This window comes from Vibrio sp. SCSIO 43153, assembly GCF_023716625.1.
Classification (GTDB): domain Bacteria; phylum Pseudomonadota; class Gammaproteobacteria; order Enterobacterales; family Vibrionaceae; genus Vibrio; species Vibrio rotiferianus.
Window position 1 is genome coordinate 2613650 of record NZ_CP071855.1, and the last position, 23398, is coordinate 2637047.

Annotated in this window: 18 protein-coding genes; 7 read left to right on the forward strand and 11 right to left on the reverse strand. The window is 45.7% G+C overall.

Features of this window, described 5'->3' with window-relative positions; genetic code table 11:
* Nucleotides 1-121: 121 nt before the first annotated feature.
* Nucleotides 122-454 (reverse strand): tRNA-binding protein, encoded by a 333-nt coding sequence (locus J4N37_RS12495; RefSeq protein WP_038885173.1) that lies wholly within the window; start codon nt 452-454, stop codon nt 122-124.
* 177 nt (nt 455-631) lie between these two features.
* On the opposite strand from J4N37_RS12495, the gene J4N37_RS12500 reads away from it, so the two are divergent.
* A complete protein-coding gene (locus J4N37_RS12500) occupies nt 632-1630 on the forward strand; it encodes a substrate-binding domain-containing protein (protein ID WP_252041078.1) in 999 nt (332 codons plus the stop codon).
* A gap of 182 nt (nt 1631-1812) precedes the next feature.
* On the opposite strand, the gene galM is transcribed toward J4N37_RS12500, so the two are convergent.
* The 4 genes from galM to galE all read right to left on the reverse strand — a co-directional run bounded on the left by galM (nt 1813) and on the right by galE (nt 6508).
* On the reverse strand, nt 1813-2871 hold the full coding sequence (gene galM / locus J4N37_RS12505) for a galactose-1-epimerase (protein WP_252041080.1): 1059 nt from the start codon (nt 2869-2871) through the stop codon (nt 1813-1815).
* Nucleotides 2872-2923: 52 nt separating this feature from the next.
* Nucleotides 2924-4084, reverse strand: a complete 1161-nt coding sequence (galK, locus tag J4N37_RS12510; protein WP_252041082.1) for a galactokinase — start codon at nt 4082-4084, stop codon at nt 2924-2926.
* Between the two features lie 202 nt (nt 4085-4286).
* Nucleotides 4287-5339, reverse strand: a complete 1053-nt coding sequence (locus J4N37_RS12515) for a UDP-glucose--hexose-1-phosphate uridylyltransferase (protein ID WP_252041084.1) — start codon at nt 5337-5339, stop codon at nt 4287-4289.
* Nucleotides 5340-5488: 149 nt separating this feature from the next.
* On the reverse strand, nt 5489-6508 hold the full coding sequence (gene galE / locus J4N37_RS12520) for a UDP-glucose 4-epimerase GalE (RefSeq protein WP_252041086.1): 1020 nt from the start codon (nt 6506-6508) through the stop codon (nt 5489-5491).
* Nucleotides 6509-6965: 457 nt separating this feature from the next.
* Here galE and mrdA point away from each other — a divergent pair, with 457 nt between their 5' ends.
* From mrdA to J4N37_RS12545, 5 genes are all read left to right on the forward strand, one after another.
* Nucleotides 6966-8864 carry a penicillin-binding protein 2 gene (gene mrdA / locus J4N37_RS12525; RefSeq protein ID WP_252041088.1) on the forward strand — a complete coding sequence of 633 codons (1899 nt, stop codon included), beginning with the start codon at nt 6966-6968 and terminating at the stop codon, nt 8862-8864.
* 241 nt (nt 8865-9105) lie between these two features.
* A complete protein-coding gene (gene ebgR / locus J4N37_RS12530) occupies nt 9106-10092 on the forward strand; it encodes a transcriptional regulator EbgR (RefSeq protein WP_038885165.1) in 987 nt (328 codons plus the stop codon).
* A gap of 343 nt (nt 10093-10435) precedes the next feature.
* Nucleotides 10436-13534 carry a beta-galactosidase subunit alpha gene (ebgA, locus tag J4N37_RS12535; protein WP_252041090.1) on the forward strand — a complete coding sequence of 1033 codons (3099 nt, stop codon included), beginning with the start codon at nt 10436-10438 and terminating at the stop codon, nt 13532-13534.
* A 3-nt stretch (nt 13535-13537) separates the two neighbouring features.
* Entirely contained in the window at nt 13538-13987 is a 450-nt protein-coding gene (locus J4N37_RS12540) for a beta-galactosidase subunit beta (RefSeq protein ID WP_252041092.1), read from the forward strand.
* Nucleotides 13988-14076: 89 nt separating this feature from the next.
* A complete protein-coding gene (locus tag J4N37_RS12545; protein WP_252041093.1) occupies nt 14077-15510 on the forward strand; it encodes an amino acid permease in 1434 nt (477 codons plus the stop codon).
* A gap of 100 nt (nt 15511-15610) precedes the next feature.
* Here J4N37_RS12545 and J4N37_RS12550 read toward each other — a convergent pair whose 3' ends face one another.
* Nucleotides 15611-16537 (reverse strand): LysR family transcriptional regulator, encoded by a 927-nt coding sequence (locus tag J4N37_RS12550; RefSeq protein ID WP_252041094.1) that lies wholly within the window; start codon nt 16535-16537, stop codon nt 15611-15613.
* A gap of 112 nt (nt 16538-16649) precedes the next feature.
* Here J4N37_RS12550 and chrA point away from each other — a divergent pair, with 112 nt between their 5' ends.
* Nucleotides 16650-17789 carry a chromate efflux transporter gene (chrA, locus tag J4N37_RS12555; RefSeq protein WP_252041095.1) on the forward strand — a complete coding sequence of 380 codons (1140 nt, stop codon included), beginning with the start codon at nt 16650-16652 and terminating at the stop codon, nt 17787-17789.
* Between the two features lie 70 nt (nt 17790-17859).
* Here the strand turns inward: chrA and J4N37_RS12560 are convergent, their stop codons facing one another.
* Genes J4N37_RS12560 through J4N37_RS12580 form a run of 5 tightly spaced genes read right to left on the reverse strand, consistent with a single transcriptional unit; the run spans nt 17860 to nt 23394 of the window.
* The gene (locus J4N37_RS12560) at nt 17860-18963 is read right to left on the reverse strand and encodes a phosphatase PAP2 family protein (protein ID WP_252041096.1); all 1104 of its coding nucleotides are present in this window, start codon (nt 18961-18963) and stop codon (nt 17860-17862) included.
* A 34-nt stretch (nt 18964-18997) separates the two neighbouring features.
* Nucleotides 18998-20011 (reverse strand): tetratricopeptide repeat protein, encoded by a 1014-nt coding sequence (locus J4N37_RS12565; protein WP_252041097.1) that lies wholly within the window; start codon nt 20009-20011, stop codon nt 18998-19000.
* A 15-nt stretch (nt 20012-20026) separates the two neighbouring features.
* Nucleotides 20027-20971, reverse strand: coding sequence for a type II secretion system F family protein (locus J4N37_RS12570; RefSeq protein WP_045394003.1), 945 nt, complete (start codon nt 20969-20971; stop codon nt 20027-20029).
* 2 nt (nt 20972-20973) lie between these two features.
* Nucleotides 20974-21942, reverse strand: coding sequence for a type II secretion system F family protein (locus J4N37_RS12575; protein WP_045394001.1), 969 nt, complete (start codon nt 21940-21942; stop codon nt 20974-20976).
* Between the two features lie 9 nt (nt 21943-21951).
* Nucleotides 21952-23394, reverse strand: a complete 1443-nt coding sequence (locus J4N37_RS12580; protein ID WP_045393998.1) for a TadA family conjugal transfer-associated ATPase — start codon at nt 23392-23394, stop codon at nt 21952-21954.
* Between the last annotated feature and the right edge of the window lie 4 nt (nt 23395-23398).

Below are 23398 nucleotides of genomic sequence, written 5' to 3' on the forward strand. Positions count from 1 at the left end.
TGATTTTAAATAATATCAGCCAAGGAAATATAACTTATGTTGCATATCATTTAAGCTTAATAGCTATAAAATGAGACGTCATGCATAAATATTTATAATATTAGCTATTTGTTTGTTAATGCTAAACAATTCTTACCCCGGCAGGCATTACGCGTTCCGGTGTCAGTAATACGCTTTCCGACTCATCGTCAGTTTCAGCGCACAGCAACATACACTCAGAGGTTTCACCACGCATCTTAGCTTTTGCTAGATTACACAGCACTACCACTTGTTTACCCATTAACTCTTCTTCTGTGTAGTACGGTACAAGGCTCGTTACCGTTTGCAGGGTTTTCTCACCGACATCGATCTGCACAATGTACAGCTTGTCTGCATTCTCGTGGCGCGCCACCTCGATGATTTTTCCGGTGCGAATTTCTAACTTTGCAAAGTCTGAGTAAGCGATCGTTTCCATTTATTAAAACTCCAGTAAAACTTTACTAAAAAGATAACGTTTACACTATCAGTAAGATTAATAATTACAAGAGGTAAAGATCGCACTTTAGAAAGTAACCAACTGTTAAAATTGCACTTATTACACAATGGGTGTTTAATACTCCGGTTAACGTTTTTAGCCAACGAAAGGTTCCTCATGGCAACAATCAAGGATGTCGCGAAAGAAGCCGGCGTATCGGTCGCGACCGTCTCTCGCGTGATCAATAAATCACCGAAAGCAAGCCAATCTTCTATCGACGCAGTGACGCAAGCAATGAGCAAACTGGGCTACCGTCCAAACGCAGCAGCGCGAGCACTCGTCAGCCAAAGTACCAATACGATGGGCGTGCTGGTAAGCGATGTCTCTGACCCCTTCTTCGGCACCATGGTCAAATCAGTTGATAACGTGGCAAGAGAAAATGGTAAACACATTCTGATTGGTAATGGCTACCACAACCCAGAAGACGAACGCCAAGCGCTAGAACTTCTGATCAACAGCCGTTGTGAAGCCATTGTGATTCACTCTAAAGGCTTATCAGACGAAGAACTGGTTGGTTACGCCAAAGAAGTCAAAGGCATGGTGTTGATCAACCGCCATATCCCAGAATTGGCCGAGCGTTGTATCTCTCTTGATAACTGCAAGGGCGCGTACTTAGCGACGGAATATTTGATTCGTCATGGTCACAGCAAGATCGCGTGTATCGCCTCATCCCATGACATCGAAGATACCGACGAGCGTTTACAAGGTTACCAAGCGGCACTGAAAGATCACGATATAGAGCTATCAAAAAGCTATATCGAATATGGTGAACCAAACAGTGACGGCGGCGAAACAGCCATGACCAATCTGCTGACCAAATCACTCGCAATCACTGGCGTGGTGGCGTACAACGATTACATGGCAGCAGGTGCGCTGGCGGCGTTAGACCAAAATGGTATCGACGTACCAGATAAAGTGTCCATGGTTGGCTTCGACGATGGCTTAATTGCTCGCTTCGTCAATCCAAGTTTGACCACGATTCGTTACCCAATCGAAATGATGGCAGAGCGTGCCGCGCGTTTGGCGTTAGCGTTATCGCGTGATGAACAAGTAGAAGATGACACCATCATCTTTAGCCCAACTTTAGTGCGCCGTAACTCGGTGGATCGTCTTTAAAATATCGCGCTATTCAGTGCCAAGAAAGGTTACAAAGTAAAAGCTCTGCCACCGAAGTGACAGAGCTTTTTCTTTTTGGGGTGTTTGTAGAGAGCGTTATTTTGCCAACTTTTGATAAGCTTTTGACCTACTGTGAGCAAAAAGCCTACGGTAACCCAAAAGCTCGAAAATGCTCAGTTTACCTAGAAAGCAAACTGATAAGTGGTGCAGAAGCGGTACTCTTGTTCAGGCTCAAGAATACAGCTTGGCTGCGCCCACTCAGCATGGTTTGGCGAATCTGGTAAAAACTGCGTTTCTAACGCCAGACCCGCGTAATCATTATATTCACCGCCACGGCGATTTGGTGCGCCAGCTAACCAGTTGCCCGTGTACAATTGTATAGCAGGCTTGTTTGTCACTACTGACAGGTGCACTTTTTCATCAGGAGAAACCACCAGCGCAACTGGTTTTGAAACATCACGATGAGCATCGAATAGGTAGCTATGGTCATACCCTTTGGCGGCAACCTGTTGTTCATCTTGTAAGAAGTGTTCTGAAACTGGTTTTTCACTTCTAAAGTCAAATCCAGTGCCTTTCACATCTTGCAATTCACCAAGCGGAATACCGACCTCAGAGGTTGGTAAGTATTGGCTTGCAACGATGGTTAAGCGATGCGAACGACAATCTAAGTCCGCTTCTGCCCCCAACAAATTAAAGTAGGCATGGTTGGTCAAGTTTATCGGTGTTGCTTTATCTGTCTTAGCGAAGTACGCAATGCTCACTTGGTTATCATCAGTCAACGTATACGTCACTTGCACTTCTAGATTACCTGGAAAACCTTGATCGCCATCTTCAGACAACAAAGAGAACGTCACTTGCTGATTGGAGTGAGACTCAATCTTCCAACGACGTTTATCAAAACCTTCTTCACCACCATGCAGACAGTTGCCCGCTTGGTTAGTAGACACTTGAAATACTTCGCCATTCACTTCAAAAAGACCATTGGCGATGCGGTTTGCGTAGCGACCAACAGTGACACCCATGTAACACTGTTGCTGCATGAAACTCCCCATCGTCCCCACTCCGAGAAGCACTTCACGCAACTCCCCATTCGCCAAAGGTAAACGACAACTCAGCCATGTCGCGCCAATATCCATAAAGGTAACGCTCATGCCTGTGTTATTTTTCAGTTCGACCACGTTGGCAGTCGCGCCATCAAAGGCGGCCTGCTGTGTCATCGTGATAGTTAATGGCTCAGTCATCTCTCGCTCCTGTTGCGTCTTAAAGCACTTTGAACTTAAAGCAATTTTGCACTTAAAGTACTTCGACTAAACCAGCGCCGTTTTTCGCTTGGCACACGTAGATGGATTCTTTTAGACCCGTTGCTGCTTGGTACTTCGCTTCTACCGTTGCTTTCACTTCGTCAACCAACGCTGGCGGTACAATCGCAACGATACAACCACCAAAGCCGCCGCCTGTCATGCGCACGCCGCCTTGCTCGCCAATCACTTCTTTCACCATCTCAACTAACGTATCGATTTCTTTGACTGTGATTTCGAAATCATCACGCATAGAAGCATGAGACTCAGCCATCAGTTCACCCATGCGCTTCATGTCGTGTGCGCTAAGTGCTTGTGCTGCTTCTACCGTGCGGTCGTTTTCTGTGATTACGTGACGAGCACGTTTTGCTACTAGCTCGTCAAGTTCAGACACTTTCTCGTTGAACTGTTCAATGGTCACATCACGCAGTGCTTTCACACCGAAGATGCGCGCCGCTTCTTCACACTGCTCACGGCGCGTGTTGTATTCGCTGTCTACCAAGCCACGTTTTTTGTTCGAGTTGATGATCACCACGGCCATGTCTTCAGGCATCGATACCGCTTCGGTTTCTAGGCTACGACAGTCCAACAGCATGGCGTGATTTTCACGGCCTTCTGCCGAAATCATTTGGTCCATGATGCCGCAGTTACAGCCAACAAATTCGTTCTCTGCTTGCTGGCCGTTCAGCGCAATTTCCGCTTGGCTGATTTCTAGATTGAACAGCACTTTGAACGTTTGGCCAATCACCACTTCCAACGCTGCCGACGAGCTTAAACCCGCACCTTGGGGCACGTTACCGCTAACAGAAATATCCGCACCAGAGAATTGGTAGCCACGAGCAAGAAGGCACTTCACCACACCGCGAATGTAGTTTGCCCACATTTTGTCTTGTTGGAATGTGATTTCTTGCGTGATATCGAACTCATCAACGGCGTTGCCGTAATCCACAGAAACCACGCGCACTAAGTTGTCTTCACGCTTCGCTGCCGCCACAACGGTTTGGTAGTTGATCGCACATGGCAGTACGAAACCGTCGTTGTAATCAGTGTGCTCACCAATCAGGTTTACACGACCAGGCGCTTGAATAATGTGGCTTGGCACGTAACCCAGCACTTGTTCAAAAGAGGTTTTCACATTTTGGATTAGATCAGACATAGGGACGTTCTCTTAAATTATAAATTTGGTATTGGTGTAACCGGTGTTAAGTCCTGATTTCCAGTTTCGTATTCACTCGGTCTAATCCTCCCCCTTAATAAGGGGGAGTTAGAGGGGGTTAGCTCTCCCCTCCCGAATAAAAGGGAATTTGACCGAGTTTTAGGTAAAACCAACGATAACTCCGGTTATTCATTAATTGGTTTTATTGCTCTTTGTAATGCACATCGCTTACATCACGCAGACGCTGCGCCGCTTGTTCTGCGGTTAGGTCTCGTTGGCTTTCTGCCAGCATTTCATAACCAACCATGAACTTACGAACCGTTGCACTACGTAGCAGTGGTGGATAGAACAACGCATGCAGTTGCCAATGGTCGATATCGGTGCCTTCTTCAAAGAACGGCGCGTAATGCCAACCCATTGAGTAAGGGAAAGAGCATTGGAATAGGTTGTCGTAACGGCTGGTTAGCTTTTTGATTGCAACCGCAAGGTCATCACGTTGCTCATCGGTTAGCTCACTCATTCGACGAATATGCGTTTTAGGAAGTAGCATGGTTTCGAATGGCCACGCCGCCCAGTAAGGAACAACAGCAACCCAGTGTTCAGTCTCAACCACGGTACGTGAACCGTCTTTAAGTTCAGCTTGCACGTAATCCACCAGCAAGTTGCTGCCATGCTCTTGGTAGTAAGCTTTTAAGTTGTGTTCTTTACGTTCGATTTCGTTTGGCAAGAAGCTGTTTGCCCAGATTTGACCGTGCGGGTGAGGCTGAGAACAACCCATGGTCTCGCCCTTGTTCTCGAATGCTTGAACCCAAACGTAGTCTTTACCCAACTCTTCGATTTGATCATTCCACGTGTCAATCACGCCACGGATTTTGTCGATCGGTAGCTCAGGCAACGTTTTGCTGTGATCAGGCGAGAAACAGATCACTCGGCTCAACCCGCGTACACCTTGCGTTTTGAACAGTGGGTTGTCTGACTCAGGCGCATCTGGAGAGTCCACCATCAATGCTGCGAAGTCATTTTGGAACACATACGTGCCTTGGTAATCTGGGTTTACATCACCAGAAATACGCTCGTTAGTTGGACAAAGGAAACACTTCTCATCGTAGCTAGGTAGCTCATCAATAGCAGGTTTCTCATCAGCACCACTCCAAGGGCGTTTTGCACGATGCGGTGATACCAAAATCCACTGACCCGTTAGTGGGTTGTAACGACGGTGTGGGTGATCCACTGGGTTAAATTCAACATTCGACATCTTACTTACTCAACTTTTAAAATTTCTTTCATCTGCATTCCCCAATGAAATTGGAGTGCAGCTAGGCGGCAAGCTTTCCAATATCCATGAGCATAGGTTTTCTATGTGATTGGAATTGGAAAGTGCAGGCAACAACGCTGCAGCTTCAATTACGCAGGGGAATAGCCTTGCGGGTTATTTGACTGCCACTTCCACGTATCTGCCGTCATTTCCGCAACACTGCGGGTCGCTTTCCAGCCAAGGTCTCGCTCCGCTTTATCTGTACTTGCCCAGCATTCTGCAATGTCACCTGGGCGACGAGGACAAAGTTCGTAAGGCACTGGGTTACCGCAAGCCGCAGCGAACGCTTCTACCATCTCAAGCACGCTAGAGCCTTTTCCCGTACCTAGGTTGTAAATGTGCAAACCTGCTTTTTCACCTACCGATTTCAGCGCTGCGATATGGCCGTCTGCCAAATCCATCACGTGGATGTAATCACGCACGCCTGTGCCATCTGGCGTTGGGTAGTCATTGCCAAATACCGACAGTTTTTCGCGGCGGCCTACTGCCACCTGCGCGATAAACGGCATCAAGTTGTTCGGGATACCCTGAGGGTCTTCACCCATAGTGCCCGATGGATGCGCACCAACTGGGTTGAAGTAGCGCAGCAAAGTCACGCTCCAATCGTTTTCTGCATTGAACAAATCGCTCAAGCACTCTTCCACCATGTACTTGCTGCGACCATATGGGTTAGTGGTCGCCCCCGTTGGAGAGTCTTCCGTAATCGGCACAATGTCAGGATCGCCGTAAACCGTTGCCGATGAGCTAAATACAATGCTCTTCACGCCCGCTTTACGCATGCTGCGCGCCAACACCAATGAGCCATTAACATTGTTGTCGTAGTATTCCAATGGTTTCGCGACAGATTCTCCCACCGCTTTCAGGCCAGCAAAGTGAATCACAGCTTGAATGTCATGCTTGGCAAATACTGAGTCCAAAAAGGCTTCATCGCGAATGTCGCCTTGGTAGAAAGCCGGTTGCTTACCGGTTAGCGCTTCAATGCGGCTTAACACTTCCACTTTGGCATTACACAAGTTGTCGACAATGATTGGCTCCATACCTACTTCAATCATCTGGACACATGTGTGACTGCCGATGTACCCCATACCGCCTGTGACAAGAACTTTCACTTTTGCTTCTCCACTTTTGCTGCTCGATGCTTGGAAATTGGTTGAGCCTGCTTACCAAGCAAATTCGCTCATCTCTTAACTGGCTAAAAGTCTACCAATCAAAACCGATCCAGATCCGTGATCAAACTCAAAATAGTGTAAACGTTTCCACAAAATTACATCACGATTTAAAGTCAATAAAAATAAAGAAAGTTGAGTTAGAGCAGAAAAATGGGAAAGATTTATGATACTTACATGTATAAACGTTTACACAATGTAAGAAAAACATGGTGATTCACGCAAACCAGAAAGATGATTTTCCGCAATCGATACCTGACATTGCTCTTACAAAACGAGAGATAAAGCCCGCTACAGTAGCTCTGCCTCAAATGTAACCATTTGTAACAGGACTTATTCCACAGTCTTTTCCCTCTCTTGGGGCAAACAGAAAACTGAAACCGCATCAAAAGAGCTATTCATGTTACGTAAGCGAAACGAATTTCGAGATCATACCCAGGAAGTGAGGTTGTTTAAGAACCGTGCCATCGTCGCCTTTATTGGCATGGTCATTTTATTAGGAGGGCTGGTCGCCAACCTATACAACTTGCAGGTTAATCACTTTAAAGATTATCAAACTCGTTCTAACGACAACCGAATCAAAATTCTGCCTATCGCGCCAACACGCGGCTTGATCTACGACCGAAATGGCGTATTGCTGGCGGAGAACCGCCCGGTTTACAACCTTGACATGATCCCAGAGCAAGCAGGCGATCCGGATGCGCTAATTGAAAAGTTGCGTCATTACGTCGACATCACCCCAGAACAAGTCGACGCTTTTAAAAAACGCTACAAGCACACTCGCCGCTTTCGTTCTGTCACCATCATGAATGAGCTGAATGACGAACAAGTCGCGCGCTTTTCTGTTCATCAGCATGAGTTTGATGGCGTCTTTGTCTCCGCCGATCTCAAGCGCTTCTACCCTTATGGTGCAGAGTTAACGCATGTATTGGGCTACGTTTCTCATATCAATGATCGAGACTTACGCCGCCTTGATGAAGAAGGCAAATTACAGAACTACCAAGCAACACAAAACATCGGAAAGCTAGGCGTAGAACGTTACTACGAAGACACTCTACACGGCACCAAAGGCTACGAAGAAGTCGAAGTAAATAGCCGAGGCCGAGTGATCCGTACCATCCAATATGTGCCGCCTATTCCAGGCAAAGACATAGTGTTGAACCTAGATATTGAGTTGCAAGAGTATGTCTATAAAGAGCTAGACCATCGTCAAGGCAGCGCAGTCGTACTCGACCCAAGTGACAACAGCGTACTCGCTATGGCATCAAGCCCAAGCTACGATCCGAATCCATTTGTGAACGGTATTTCCAGCAAAGCCTACAGCGCTCTGTTGAACGATCCAGCTCACCCTTTGGTTAACCGCACTACATTGGGCGTTTACCCACCCGCTTCAACCGTAAAACCATTTATGGCAGTGGCTGGGCTCGAAGAGCACGTAATCACACCAAGTACCGTACGTAACGATCATGGCACTTGGCGCATTCCTGGCTCGAAACCTAACTCAAAAGCATGGCGAGATTGGAAGCGCTGGGGCCACGGGGATGTTGACGTCACCAAAGCCATTGAGGAATCGGTTGATTCGTTCTTCTATCAAACCGCTTTTGACCTTGGTATTGACCGAATTTCTGCATGGATGAACCAATTTGGTTTTGGTTTGCCTACGGGTATCGATATTTACGAGGAAAGTAGCGCCAACATGCCAACTCGAGAGTGGAAAATAGCACGCCACCGCACACCTTGGTATCAAGGTGATACAGTGCCTATCGGCATTGGGCAAGGTTATTGGACAGCAACACCAATGCAAATTGCAAAAGCGACTTCCTTTCTCATTAACCATGGAGAAATGAAAGCCCCGCATCTACTCAAAGCCGTGATTGAGCACGGTGAAAGCTTTGAAAAACAAGTCAAGGTCACGCCAAAAAACTTACCTCCTATCGAAGGTGTCCCTGATGAGTATTGGGATATTCCAATTAACGCGATGCGCTTAGTAAACAATGGGGCTCATGGCTCAGGTCGCCGCGCATTCAAAGGAGCGGAATACAGCAGTGGTGGTAAATCGGGTACCGCACAGGTGTTTGGCCTGCGCAAAGACGAAGTCTACAACTCGAAAAAGCTCGCTAACCACCTGCTTGACCATGCGTTGTTCACTGCGTTTGCACCGTACGACCATCCGAAATACGTGGCGACTGTCGTCATTGAGCACGGTAATGGTGGTTCAAAAGTAGGTGCTCCGTTCATTCGCCATGTATTTGATCATCTACTGGTCGACCCAGATAAAACCAAAGGTAAAAAGTCTTAGGTTTAACCTTATCGCCTTGCCGCTTATGTTAAGTGGCAATAATAAACAATAAAGTCCGACCGGATTGTCCTAGCCGCTCGGGCTTTTGTTTGCTTAAAACTCCTCTTCTCGCGGTGATATCTTCATCTCACTCCTCGCACAGTTTTACTAAAAATTTGTGCATCTATAAGTAGCTGTTTACAATGGGAGGATTATTGCTTTTTCTCACTGGGACAGTGAGCTTTGCCTACGGGAAGTATACATGGCAACATTAAAAGATATCGCTACCGAAGCTGGCGTCTCACTCGCGACCGTATCGCGGGTGTTAAATGATGATCCGACTTTGAGCGTAAAAGAAGAAACCAAACACCGCATCTTAGAAATCGCAGAAAAGCTGGAATACCGCACCAGCAGTTCCAAAAAAGCCACCAAAGAAGCGAGACAAAAACACCACTTTTTAGCCTTGTATAACTACAAGCAAGAAGCCGAGGTGAATGACCCTTATTACTTGTCGATTCGTCACGGGATTGAAACCCAGTGTGACAAATTGGGCATTACGCTAACCAATTGCTACGACAGCATCATCGATGTAGAAACGCAAAAGATCACCGGTATCCTTCTAGTCGGTAAAACTGACAGCGCTGTGATTCGTAAATTGCCTAAACGTCTTGCTGACAGCATTTGCTACATCGACTTCTCTGACAGCGATAGCACATATGACTGTGTTGATATCGATCTGGCTCGAATCAGTAAACAAGTGGTCGACTTCTTTGTCGAACAAGGCTACGAACGGATTGGTTTTATTGGTGGTCAAGATGAACCAAACACTGCAGACATTCGTGAAAATGCATTTGTAGAATACGGCAGCTTGAAAGGCGTGGTGTCAGAAGACGATATTTATCGCGGCGATTTTTCTAGCCTCTCGGGCTACGACTTAGCCAAAGCCATGTTGGCAAAAGGCGATTTTCCTAAAGCGCTCTTTATCGCTTCAGATTCAATTGCAATTGGTGTTTTACGCGCGATTCATGAATTCGGTTTGAACATTCCACAAGACATTGCCCTAATCAGCGTCAATGACATTCCAACCGCCCGATTTACCTTCCCACCACTCTCAACTGTGCGCATTCATTCTGAGATGATGGGTATTCAAGGGGTAAATTTATTAGTAGAAAAATACCGCGACGGTCGCGCACTGCCTCTACAAGTGCATGTGCCGAGCAAATTAAAACTCCGCGGCACCACTCAGTAATTCCCTTCACATTATCAAATTTATAAAGCACTGAATATTCAGTGCTTTTTTATTATCCCCTCTTTAAATCTAGCTATTTTTTATCCACTTTACCTAAGAAATCGGCTTGGGATGCCATTCCTTTATCCTGATCACATCTTGTTCAATGATCGTTCAATAAAACGTGACCAAGTTAAAGTTAAACGTTTTCACTAATTTATTTTAGTAAAACTTTTACTAATATCTTTTCCCAGATAATTCATCACTCTTTTTCAAATGACATCGGCTGCATTTCTTTTGGATAGCTTCAAGCATTGGACTCCTCCTTTGCCTGCTACCAAACTAAGCCGAGGGGAGAACAAACGTGAACAATTGGGAAAACTTCCTTCACCTGCATGAGAATCGTATGGCACCACGTGCTTACTTCTTCTCTTACGATTCAATTAAAAACGCACAAACATTCCAACGAGAACTGAGCAGCCGCTTCAAACTGCTAAGTGGTCAATGGACATTCAACTACTTCACCAATCCTCTCTTGGTGCCAGAAGAGTTTTACTCGCAAAAAATGGAAGAATGGGGACAAATTACCGTTCCAAACATGTGGCAAATGGAAGGTCATGGCGACCTTCAATACACAGATGAAGGCTTCCCATTCCCTATCGATGTGCCTTTTGTTCCGACAGATAACCCGACAGGTGCTTACCAACGCACGTTCACTCTGGGTGAAAACTGGAACGACAAACAAACCATCATCAAATTTGATGGCGTTGAAACCTACTTCGAAGTTTACGTAAACGGTCATTACGTTGGCTTTAGCAAAGGCAGTCGATTGACCGCAGAGTTCGACATCTCTTCTTATGTACAACAAGGTGAAAATTTACTGTCTGTACGTGTGATGCAGTGGGCAGATTCGACTTACATTGAAGACCAAGACATGTGGTGGACGGCGGGTATCTTCCGCGATGTGTACCTTGTCGGAAAAGAGCACGTTCACGTCCAAGATCTAACTGTTCGTACTGATTTCGCCGACGATTACCACAGTGCCACCCTAAGCTGTCAAGTTGAGCTAGAAAACCTGTCTACTACGACTGCTTCTGGTTACACGCTGGAATACTCGCTACAAGACAAAGGTACTGTGATTGCCAGTGGCCAATGTGATGCACTGACTATCCAAGACAACAGCCAACCAAACTTTGCCATTGATGTAGTGAACCCAACCCATTGGACAGCGGAAAATCCATACCTTTACCAACTGTTCATTACACTAAAAGACGCACAAGGCAATGTTGTCGAAGTGATTCCGCAACGTGTTGGCTTCCGAGACATTAAAGTGCGTGATGGTCTGTTCTACATCAACAACCAATACGTGATGCTGCACGGTGTAAACCGTCATGATAATGACCACCTAAAAGGTCGCGCTGTTGGCATGGATCGCATCGAGAAAGACCTGATCTTGATGAAACAACACAACATCAACTCAGTTCGCACCGCGCACTACCCTAACGACCCACGCTTCTACGAGCTGTGTGACATTTACGGCTTGTTCGTAATGGCAGAAACCGACGTAGAAACCCACGGCTTCGCTAACGTTGGCGATCTCAGCCGCATCACCAATGACCCAGCATGGGAAAGTGTGTTTGTCGATCGCGCAGAGCGTCATGTTCATGCTCAAAAGAACCATCCTTCGATCATCATGTGGTCACTGGGTAATGAGTCTGGTTACGGCTGCAATATCCGCGCGATGTACAGCGCAACTAAGGCGATTGATGACACTCGCTTAGTGCACTACGAAGAGGACCGCGATGCAGAAGTGGTTGACGTCATTTCAACCATGTACTCACGTGCTCAGCTCATGAACCATTTTGGTGAACACCCGCACGACAAACCTCGCATCATCTGCGAATACGCACACGCGATGGGTAACGGACCTGGCGGTCTGACGGAATACCAAAACGTGTTCTACAAGCATGACCACATTCAAGGTCACTACGTTTGGGAATGGTGTGACCATGGCGTATTAGCGCGTGATGAAAACGGCCAAGAATTTTACAAATACGGCGGTGATTACGGCGATTACCCGAATAACTACAACTTCTGTATGGATGGTTTGATTTACCCAGATCAAACGCCGGGACCAGGCTTAAAAGAATACAAACAAGTTATCGCACCAGTGAAAATTCACGCGGTGGAGGGCACAAAAGACCGCTTTACCATAGAAAACAAATTGTGGTTTACCAACCTTGATGATTACACCATCACGGCGGATATCCGAGCGGAAGGTGAAACGCTGCGCAGCGTGCAGTTTAAGGTCGAAGAACTTGCTGCGAACAGCGCACGTGAAATCACAATTGATTTGCCTGAACTGGACGAGCGTGAAGCCTTTATTAACTTCACCGTGCGTAAAGACAGTCGAACTCTGTACAGCGAAGCAAACCACGACATCGCGAGCTACCAGTTCCAGCTAAAAGAAAACACAGCAAGTGAAGCCGAGTTTGTTAACCACAATGCGCAAGCGTTAGTAACGACAGAAAGCCGCTTGGAACACGTGATTGAAGGCCACAACTTCACGCTGATTTTCTCTAAAGTCAACGGCAAGCTGACCTCTTGGCTCGTCAATGGTGAAGAGCTGATTCAATCTGAGCCTAGACTGAACTTCTTCAAGCCAATGATTGATAACCACAAACAAGAGTACGAAGGTTTGTGGCACCCAGCGCACTTACAAATCATGCAAGAGCACTTCCGCACGCTGCAAGTCGAAGCAACCGATGATTCGGTTTCGATCACGACCACCAGCATCATTGCACCGCCGGTGTTCGATTTTGGCATGCGCTGTACCTACCGCTACCAAATCAACGCACAAGGTCATTTGAATGTGGAACTAAGCGGCGAGCGCTATGGCGATTACCCGCACGTTATCCCTGTAATTGGCTTGGATTTGGGCATCAATAGCAACTTTGACCAAGTGAGTTACTACGGTCGTGGTCCTGAAGAAAACTACCAGGACAGCCGCCAAGCGAACTTGATTGATGTCTACCACAGCACAGTAGCCGACATGTTTGAGAACTACCCGTTCCCACAAAACAACGGCAACCGCCAACACGTTCGTTGGGCATCACTAACGAATCGTCACGGCACGGGGTTGTTGGTGAAACCACAGCAAGAAATCAACTTCAGCGCTTGGTTCTACACCAACCAAAACCTGCACGAAGCGCAACACACCATTGAGCTAGAAAAGAGCGGCTACATAACACTCAACCTTGACCATCAAGTGATGGGACTGGGCTCAAACTCATGGGGCAGCGAAGTGCTTGATTCATACCGCGTGTACATGGATGAGTTCCGCTATGGCCTAACACTGATGCCACTTCAAGCGGGCGATTGCAGTGCACAAGCCATGGCACACCATGATTTCGACAATGCGTTCTTCACTCAACCTAATACTCAAACAGCAAACGAGGCGTAATCCATGATCGTGTTAGACAACTTAGACCAATTCAAAGTCGTGTACCGCAATGGGCGTAAATGGCAGCGCTGTGTCGAAGCAATTGAGAACACCGTAAACCTTAAAGATAGCGTGATGTATTCCATCGGAGACTCCTTGGTTTACATGATTCAAGACGGCACAAAACAAACTGAAATGTTTGAAGGCAACCGCCGCTACTTCGACGTGCATTACTACCTTGAAGGTCGCGAAACGGTGGAGTTCGCTGACAAGAGAAACCTACAACCTGAGCAAGCTTACCAAGATGAAACTGACCGCGAGTTCCTTTCCGGCCAAGGGGATACTCGTGAGCTTTGTGAGGGTCAGGTAGCGATTTTCGATAACACCAAAGCCTACCGCTTCCATGGTGATAACCGCGTTAGAAAGGTCGTGCTGAAAGTCACTATCGAAGATGGCTACTTCTTAAATAAATAACAAAAGCAAAGAACAAGAGAAGGGCTGCGCTCACAGCAATGCAAGCCCTTCCTCCCTACAATTCCAACGTGATTCATCGGAGATAGAAAATGTCTGAATCCAAACGTAATACGATAGGCAAATTCGGGTTGTTGTCCCTTACCTTTGCCGCGGTCTTTAGCTTCAACAACGTAATTAATAACAACATTGAGATCGGTCTTGCTTCAGCGCCAATGTTCTTCTTGGCAACCATTTTTTACTTTATTCCTTTCTGTTTGATCATCGCAGAGTTTGTATCGTTAAACAAAGACTCGGAAGCCGGTGTGTATGCATGGGTAAAAAGCTCACTTGGCGGACGTTGGGCGTTTATCTCTGCCTACACCTACTGGTTTGTTAACCTATTTTTCTTCACGTCATTGCTACCACGCGTTATTGCTTATGCGTCATACGCGTTCCTTGGCTATGAATACATTCTGACCCCACTCACCACAACAGCACTGAGTATGATTCTGTTTGCGTTCGCAACTTATGTATCAACTAACGGCGCGAAGATGTTGGGTCCAATTACCTCAGTCACTTCTTCTTTGATGCTGCTACTGACTATGTCGTACATCCTGCTTGCTGGCGCTGCATTAGTCGGTGGAGTTCAACCTGCTGACCCAATCACAGTAGAAGCCATGGTGCCAGACTTTAGCTGGGCATTCCTAGGCATTACCACTTGGATCTTTATGGCTGCAGGCGGTGCTGAATCGGTGGCGGTTTACGTAAACGACGTGAAAGGCGGCTCAAAGTCTTTTGTTAAAGTGATCATCGTTGCAGGTATCTTCATCGGCGTACTTTACTGTGTCGCTTCAGTGCTGATTAACGTATTCGTACCTAGCGAAACACTTAAATACACGGGTGGTTCTGTACAAGTATTTGAAGGTTTAGCGGCGCACTTCGGCTTGCCTGAAATATTGATGAACCGATTTGTAGGCTTAGTGTCGTTTACCGCGATGTTCGGCTCTCTGCTAATGTGGACTGCGACACCAGTGAAAATCTTCTTCTCTGAAATTCCAGAAGGTATCTTTGGTAAGAAAACCGTAGAGCTAAATGAAAACGGCGTGCCTGCTCGTGCTGCTTGGTACCAATTCCTTATCGTTATTCCACTTATGATCATCCCGACTTTGGGCTCGAACACAGCGCAAGATCTGATGAACACGGTCATCAACATGACGGCTGCGGCTTCAATGTTGCCCCCACTGTTTATCATGTTGGCTTACCTAAACCTACGCCTAAAACTGGACCATCTAGAGCGTGATTTCAAAATGGGCTCTCGTATGACAGGTATCACTGCGGTTTCTGTGCTTATCGTTATCTTTACTGTGGGCTTCCTAGCGTCAACCTTCCCAACTGGCGCAGACATCATGACGATTATTTTCTACAACGTTGGTGGCATTGTGATTTTCCTTGGTTTTGCTTGGTGGAAGTACAGCCAATACGAAAAATCACTCGACCAGGAAGAGCGCGCCAAAGAAGCAGCGCCAGCAACTCAAGCAATGTAAGCCTTACATATAACGCTTGATAGCACCTGACCACATTCGTCAGACCAAGGGCACCCATCGGTGCCCTTTTTTATACCCAAGTAACCTCGAGATGCTAGGTTCAGCGAGAGTGCGTTGAAGTAACGATATCTGCCACCAGCTGACGTAGCCACGTCCCTTTGTCTTCATTGTTACGACTGGTGTGCCACAGCATAGCAATATCAAAATCGGCAACCGCAATCGGCGGCTGCACTGACACTAAGCCATCTGAAAACCCTTCTGCTGATGCCATTTTTTCCGGCACAATGGCAATCAAATTACGTTGTTTAAGCAGATTACGGATCGTCAAGAAGTTACGAGAAGCCACTGTTACCTTGCGGCTTAAACCATGTTCCGCGAGTTTTTTGTCTACCTGGGTACTTAAACTGCCATCCGGGCTCACCAAGGCTTGTTCAATATTGGCAAATGCTTCAATCGATAATTCAGTATCACCGTTTAAAACCTGCTTATCGCATAGGCACACATGCTTTTCAGTGTAGAGATATTGGCTATCAAAGTTGTCATCGAGTACGGGCATGCTACCAAGAATGACATCGAGCTTGTCGTGTTCAGTAATGGCGACATAGTTGCTACGGTTAACATTGATAAAGCTGATTTGCGCTTCTGGCGCGCGCTTGCGAATTTCATCATAAAGCAGAGGTGCGAAGATGAACTCAGCGTAATCGGTAAGACCAATGCGACACACGCCAGTGTAGTTTTCTGGCTGAAACTCGGACTTAGTCAGCAAGTCTTTGGCAATGGAATCCAATAAATGATGCACTGTTGGCGCGATATGATGCGCGTGCTCAGTCGGATCCATTTTATGTCCTTTACGCTCAAACAGAGGGTCATCAAACAGCACACGTAAACGCGACAAGCTATGGCTCATGGCGGACTGGCTGACAAAACTCTTCTCGGCAGCCAAACTCACACTGCGATAGCGATACAGATAAGAGAAGGTCACCAACAGATTCAAATCGATGTTACGCCACTGAATATCATCTTTCACAAACCACCCAATCCTATTTCATTCATAGATGAAATTAAAACTATTAATTTGAGTCATCTTAGTACATTTCATACAGTAACTGGAGTGTTATTGGAGATTTGACAGGCTCAATATGTTTACCATTTTTAAAACCTTTTTTTGGCTTGGTTGGATCAGTTTCGGTGGTCCTGCAGCACACATCGGTTACTTCCGCCAAACATTCGTAGAAAAACTCAAGTGGATTGATGATAGCGAATACGCACAAATCGTGGCATTGAGCCAATTTTTACCGGGACCGGGGTCAAGCCAAGTTGGCTTTGCCTTGGGTTACAAACGCGGAGGTCTGGGCGGCGCTTGTATGGCGTTTCTTGGATTCACGCTGCCTTCAGTGATCATCATGTTGGCACTTGCAATGGTGAGCAGCCAAATCACGGATACGGCACTGTTCCAAAACATCGTACACGGCTTGAAGTTACTGGCTGTTGTGGTGGTCGCTGATGCGACATGGGGAATGTACAAAAATTTCTGCCAAAGCAAACTAACAGCGGGATTGTGTGTAGCAACCGCAATAGCGCTATTAGTTGCACCTAGCATCATGACACAAATGTTGGTCTTAGTAGTGGCAGGTTTGATTGGTACTCAATACCTAAAGAAAGAATCGACCACACCAGCAGAGCCGTTCAAACCAACTATCGCTCCACTCGCTCTGTTTGCCGTACTTCTTGTTGGCTTGCCTTTGGTGGCTCACGCTCTACCGATGCTGGGGTTATTTAGCGACTTCTTCCAAGCCGGCAGTTTAGTGTTTGGTGGTGGTCACGTGGTTCTTCCATTGCTGCAAAATATTGTTGGCGATCAGCTCAGCCAAGATGCGTTCCTAACGGGCTACGCAGCAGCACAAGCTGTACCTGGACCGATGTTTACCTTCGCAACTTACATTGGCTATGAGCTATCGGATACACCAACTCTAGGGGCGCTAGTTGCAACACTGGGTGTCTTTCTTCCGGGCTTTTTGCTGTTACTTGGCGTGCTGAAAAACTGGCAAGCTCTAGCTGGCAAACCTGCGGTATCTGGCGCAATTAATGGCGTGAATGCCTCAGTAGTTGGTTTACTCTTAGCGGCACTTTACCAACCAGTATTCACTAGTGCTGTGATTGCTCCGATTGATATCGCATTAGTCATTGCCGGTTTCTACCTACATAAAAAGCTCAATCTATCTGTACTTTGGATGATCGTATTCTTTGTCGCAGCAGGCTGCGTGACTGGTATGACTTAAAACTCAAACTAAAAAGCGCACCATCCGAATAGCTTGGTGCGCTAATTGAGGCTCAAAAAACAGTCCTCTTCTACACCGTATCCATTGCCACTTCTTGGGTTTTACTTTTTACACCGACTTTCCCAACCACAAATTGCGCCACTTTCCAAATCACCACAGTGACAACTAAAGCAACATAACCGTCTACCGCGTAATGCCAAGCAAGGTGTACGGAGGCGATCATAATGATGATCGCAAAACACCAAAGTAAGATTCCCACCTTTTTGTTGATTTGATACGCCCCCAGAGCCAGCAAAACGGAAGAAGCGACATGCATACTAGGCATAGCCGATATTCCCGCCCCTATGTCAGTGCTCCGAGAGGAATATGATTGCCATAAATACTCTTGAAGCTGTGACGTTTCACCGCCGTATATTTGCAATAACCAAAAAGTATCAACTTGATTCGACAGTCGCTCCATTAAAGGTAAGTACATGGTCTTATCCGGATACAGTAAGTGCATAAAGCATGGCCCGGCTGAGCTCATTGCTACTGCTAAAATACCCCCAATAAAAAACCAAGTCATAAAGAATGAAAGCAGGTAGGATTGTCGATTGTACTCATTCTTGCAATACCACATGAAGTACAAGAAGCTACCCCAAATCAACAAAAACCAAAGGTTGTAGGCGAAGTTAAAAAACATCGTCCAGTATGGACTAGAAAATAGCTCATGGGTTAATACCCAAGGCGATACGCCTCCGTGAAGAAAAAGATCCCACTGATAGAACAGCTCATCGAATCTGAAAGCATGAATATCAGGGATGATCTGCTTAAGATAGGTATAGTTTGCTAAACAGATATTGAGCAACATCACCCTTGATATAAAGACAACAACTTTGCTCGCCGGAGATAGCATCCCTTTCAAGGTAATATAATAAGAATAGAATAATCGCTCTTCTTTCTTTATCAGCATTTTGAAGTAGAAAAAGAAACTCCAAGAAAAGAATAATGCTTTCAAACAGATAGACAATCGACCCAAGTAATCACTGAACTGATATTGATAAACAACTTGGTCTTGATAGATGCTATAAAGCACATAAGTCACTATGCAAGTTAACAAAACAAAATAATAAAGGAGCTTATCTTTAATAAGCTCTTCAGCAACTTCATTCAAAGAACTGACTAAAGTACGCATAGCTACACTCCTTTAATAATTTCATTGGTTATTGTCAAAAAACAACCGTAGATGTATCCGTACCTTCACGAACCATAGCTAAAGCACGCTCTAAGTTTTTATTGGCCATTTCATAATAGGAAGGGTTCTTATTTATTGCTTGTTGAAGATAAGGGATAGCTTCATCTGGCTTGCCTTGCAGAATCAAGAAATAGCCCACATTATTCAGCGCTTCGGACTCACTCATGTGTTTATTGAATATGCTCAATGCTTGACGTGGCTGGCCTTTCGCAAGTGATATTAGTCCTAAATTATTGATTGCGCGCTCATTTGATGGACTAACACTCAATGCAGCACTGGTGAAATGTGTCGCTCTGAAATAATCTTCAGTCATATAGTACGAGTAACCAAGACTAACGAGCGCGTTGACGTTTCGGTTATCGATTTCAACCGCTTTTCGAAGCAGCGCTTGGGCTGTTTCGTGATTTCCTCTTACATCAGCTAATACGCCAAGCCCTACATAAGACTCACTTGGCGAAGATTCATCAAAACGTAAGCCTGCAACGGACTCTTTAGAGACCGCATCTTTGGTCAAATTAGGGTCTCCACCTAAACGGATTTGGTCGGCATTAATGGCGCGCAAGTAATAACTTTGTCCTATCTCCTTCTTTCCTTGCTTGGTATTTAGTTTTCCTAATTCGGCCAAAGAGCCAATATGATCAGGGTTTTCGGCCAATGATGCCCTAAACGAGCGATCAGCCAACTCATAATTTTCTCTGACTAGATGGATTTTACCTACGGTATAAAGCGTCTTGTCTTTGTGTTGTGCATTGGGGAAGGCAAGTGATCGGATGTACTCATAGAGTGCAAGGTCGATATTGTTATTGTTCAGTGCTGCATCACCGCGTTGAATGGCTTCCTCCTCGGTTGCCGGAGGTGCATCACTTGTTAAAGACTCTACGGGCTTTCCTGAATACAAGCTTTCATCAAAATCAGAGTCATTTTGTTGAGAGGAGCACGCTGTTAGTAGTATGACAGTCCCAATTAAAACAGTTTTTCGAATATCCATATCCCCTATCCCTCTTTATAAAAAGGCTTCGGCAAGAATTATTAATGCCGGTCCGACTGCGACAATAAAAAAACAAGGCCAAATACACAGCACCATTGGAAACATCATTTTTACTGGTATCTTTGCGGCCATCTCCTCTAAAGCTTGCTGACGCTTATCCCGATAATCGTCTGTATATTCGCGTAAAGAGTCGACTATGCTGCCGCCAATACGTGATGCATGGCTGAGCATGCTTACAAGCCCCATGATTTCCTCAACACCAGTTCTTACCACGAGCTCTCTTAGAGCTTCTGGCATTGGTTTACCTGCTTGGATCTTCACACAAACAGTATCAAGCTCATCGGCCAATTCAGGGTGAGAGATGGCTAATTCATTGGCTACTCGCCTTAATGCAGCGTTAAAACCTAATCCTGATTCGGTACACACCACCAATAAATCCAACATATCAGCAATACCGGCACGGATATTTTCTTGCCGTTTCTTCACCATCTGTCTTAATGCGATATCTGGAGCAAAAAGCCCTATCGCGACAGCCAGAATCATATAGGTATAGAGGCGCCCGATATTAGGGAAAACAATGTAAATAAACATGGCGACCAAAAGGCCGATGATAGTGGTAACGGACTTGATAGCATAAAACAGCGATAACGCATTACGTTGATGAAATCCGGCATGCATCAGTTTGTCTTTGGTCGTTTCTCGCTCTTTTTCACTGCTTGGTGAGGTAAGAGGCGCTAAAGATTCCAAGGTATCCATCATTCTTGCGTTTGCTTGTGAGCGCCCTTGTGGCTCTCCAGATAGCTCAGCCAATTTTCTTTTAATTGGAGAGTTCACTCCCATAAGCAAAGAGCCAATCGTCAGAACAACCAAAATCGTCGCGATCATGATGAATGCCATGATGAGTATCTCTTGATCGATATTAATTTGGGCCAGCCAATCTCTTAATTGTTGTTCATTCATAGCTACACCTTCATGCTGACGATTTTTCGGATCCAAAGGGTGCCAATAAATAGCGCAACCATCCCCATCCCAATCAATTTCACACCAGTCGGGGTGCTGTGAAGGGGCTCGATATAATCAGGTTTTGAAATGGCAATAATGATGTACATTGCAAACGGAGCCAAAACCAAAATCCATGCGGACATTCGTGATTCTGCTGAAATGGTTTTGATCTTTCTGGTTAACTTAAAGCGAGCTCGAAGAATGCGAGAGAGCTTTTCAATATTCTCAATTAAGTTACCGCCCGTCTCTTTCTGCATCATCACCGCGCTGGCAAAAGCCAGCATAGAAATCGTAGGCGTTCTTTCAGTTAGCTGCATAATGGCTAAACGCAAATCATAACCGTAATTGAGGAGATTGAAGGTTTGAAGAAACTCTGGCCCCAGAGGTGCTGGCATTTCACGGCCAACTTCCCCAAAAGCTTGGTTAATCGGTTGTCCCGCTTGCAATACACGCTTAATAATATCCAGAGCTTCAGGTAGTTGCTCTTCAAACTTCATCAAGCGCTGGTCGATTCGTTTTTGAACATATAAATATTCACAAACCCAAATAAGCAGCATAACGGCAATGCAAAGGTACCAAGCTTGACCAAAAAACAGGAACAACAACGCAACTGCCACTCCCCCAAGCAGTGATGCAAATAGAAACTTACTGAATCCAACATTAATGCCCGCTAGCTCAAGCTTTCTTTTAAGGTTGTCAAAGATACCAATTTGAACCAATTGCTGTTCTAACGGACTGAGATCTTTGAGCGCATTTGCTCTCAGCAAGTTAATGCTCTCTGCATCAACATTTTTCCGACTTTCTTTAATTCTTTTGAGCAGTTGCTTCTGCTTTACTTTTTTACCAGCCGAAGGAAGAATCAATGCTTGGCTAATAAATACAACCGACAAAAACAGTAAGAAGAGAAAAATAGGACCTTGGTTTTCCATACTCAACTCCTATAGCTTTTCCTCGGTGAACAGTTCAAATGGTACATCTAGACCACGTTTTATCAGTTGGTCATGGCAACTAGGCACAATACCTGTTGCTACATAATCACCGAGTACGTTACCTTCCTTGTCCACCCCAAGCCTTTGAAACTTAAAGATCTGCGACATAGTAATCACATCGCCTTCCATGCCATTGATTTCTTCAACGCTGACCATACGGCGTTTACCGTCCTCTTGGCGTTCCATTTGCACCACAACATGAATCGCTGAAGCAATTTGGGCACGCAAGTTTTTCGTCGAAACATTCCACCCCGCCATTGAGAACATATTTTCAACTCGTCCTAGTGCGTCTCGCGGGGTGTTGGCGTGAATAGTCGCGAGTGAACCATCGTGGCCAGTATTCATCGCTGATAACATATCAACCGCTTCTGCACCACGTACCTCACCTATAACGATTCGATCCGGACGCATACGCAATGAGTTTTTCACTAACTCGCGCTGGTTGATTTCCCCTTTTCCTTCAATGTTTGCCGGGCGAGTCTCTAAACGAACGATATGAGGTTGTTGCAGTTGGAGCTCTGCCGAGTCTTCAATTGTGACAATTCTTTGATCTTTAGGAATAAAACCTGAAAGAATATTCAAGGTGGTGGTTTTACCAGAACCCGTACCACCAGAAATAAGAATATTGAGCTCACCCACCACCGCAGCTTCAAGAAAACGAGCCATTCCTTCGGATACAGAGTTTAGCTGGAGCAGATTCTCCATAGTTAAGCGATCGACTGCGAATCGACGAATCGATACTGAAGGACCATCAATAGCAAGCGGCGGGATGATTGCATTAAAACGAGAGCCATCTTTCAGGCGAGCATCAACCATAGGTGAAGACTCATCAATACGTCGCCCCACCTGACTAACAATTCTATCTATAATATTTCTTAGGTGACGTTCGTCGAGAAAAGTGTGTGGTGTTTTCTCCAACTTACCAAACCGCTCGACATACACATCATTATGACCATTCACCAAAATATCTGATATTGATGGGTCATCTAACAGTGGCTCTAAAGGCCCGAGACCAAACACCTCGTCTTCTATTTGTTTGATGACACGGCTACGTGCCTCAGAACTCAGCGCATGAGTCTTGTCTTCCGAGATCAGTTGAATTACCGCTTCTTTCAGCTCTGTTTTGGCTCTGTCTTCTTCCAAGTGAGAGAGTAAACCGACATCCAACGTATCAAGTAACTGTTTATGGTAGTAATGCTTAACAGAGAGGTCTTGCTCAAGTTGCTTTTTCTGCTCTTCGATAGCTTTCAGTTTTGCTTCTAGTGGCGAAAGAGATTGATCTCTCTCTGTTTCCTGCTCCTCTTGCTCTACAACCTCTTCCTCAAGCCTTATTTCCTCTTCTTGCGCTAGTTCAGAAAAACTTGCCCCAACACTTTTTCGTTTAAAAAACATAGCC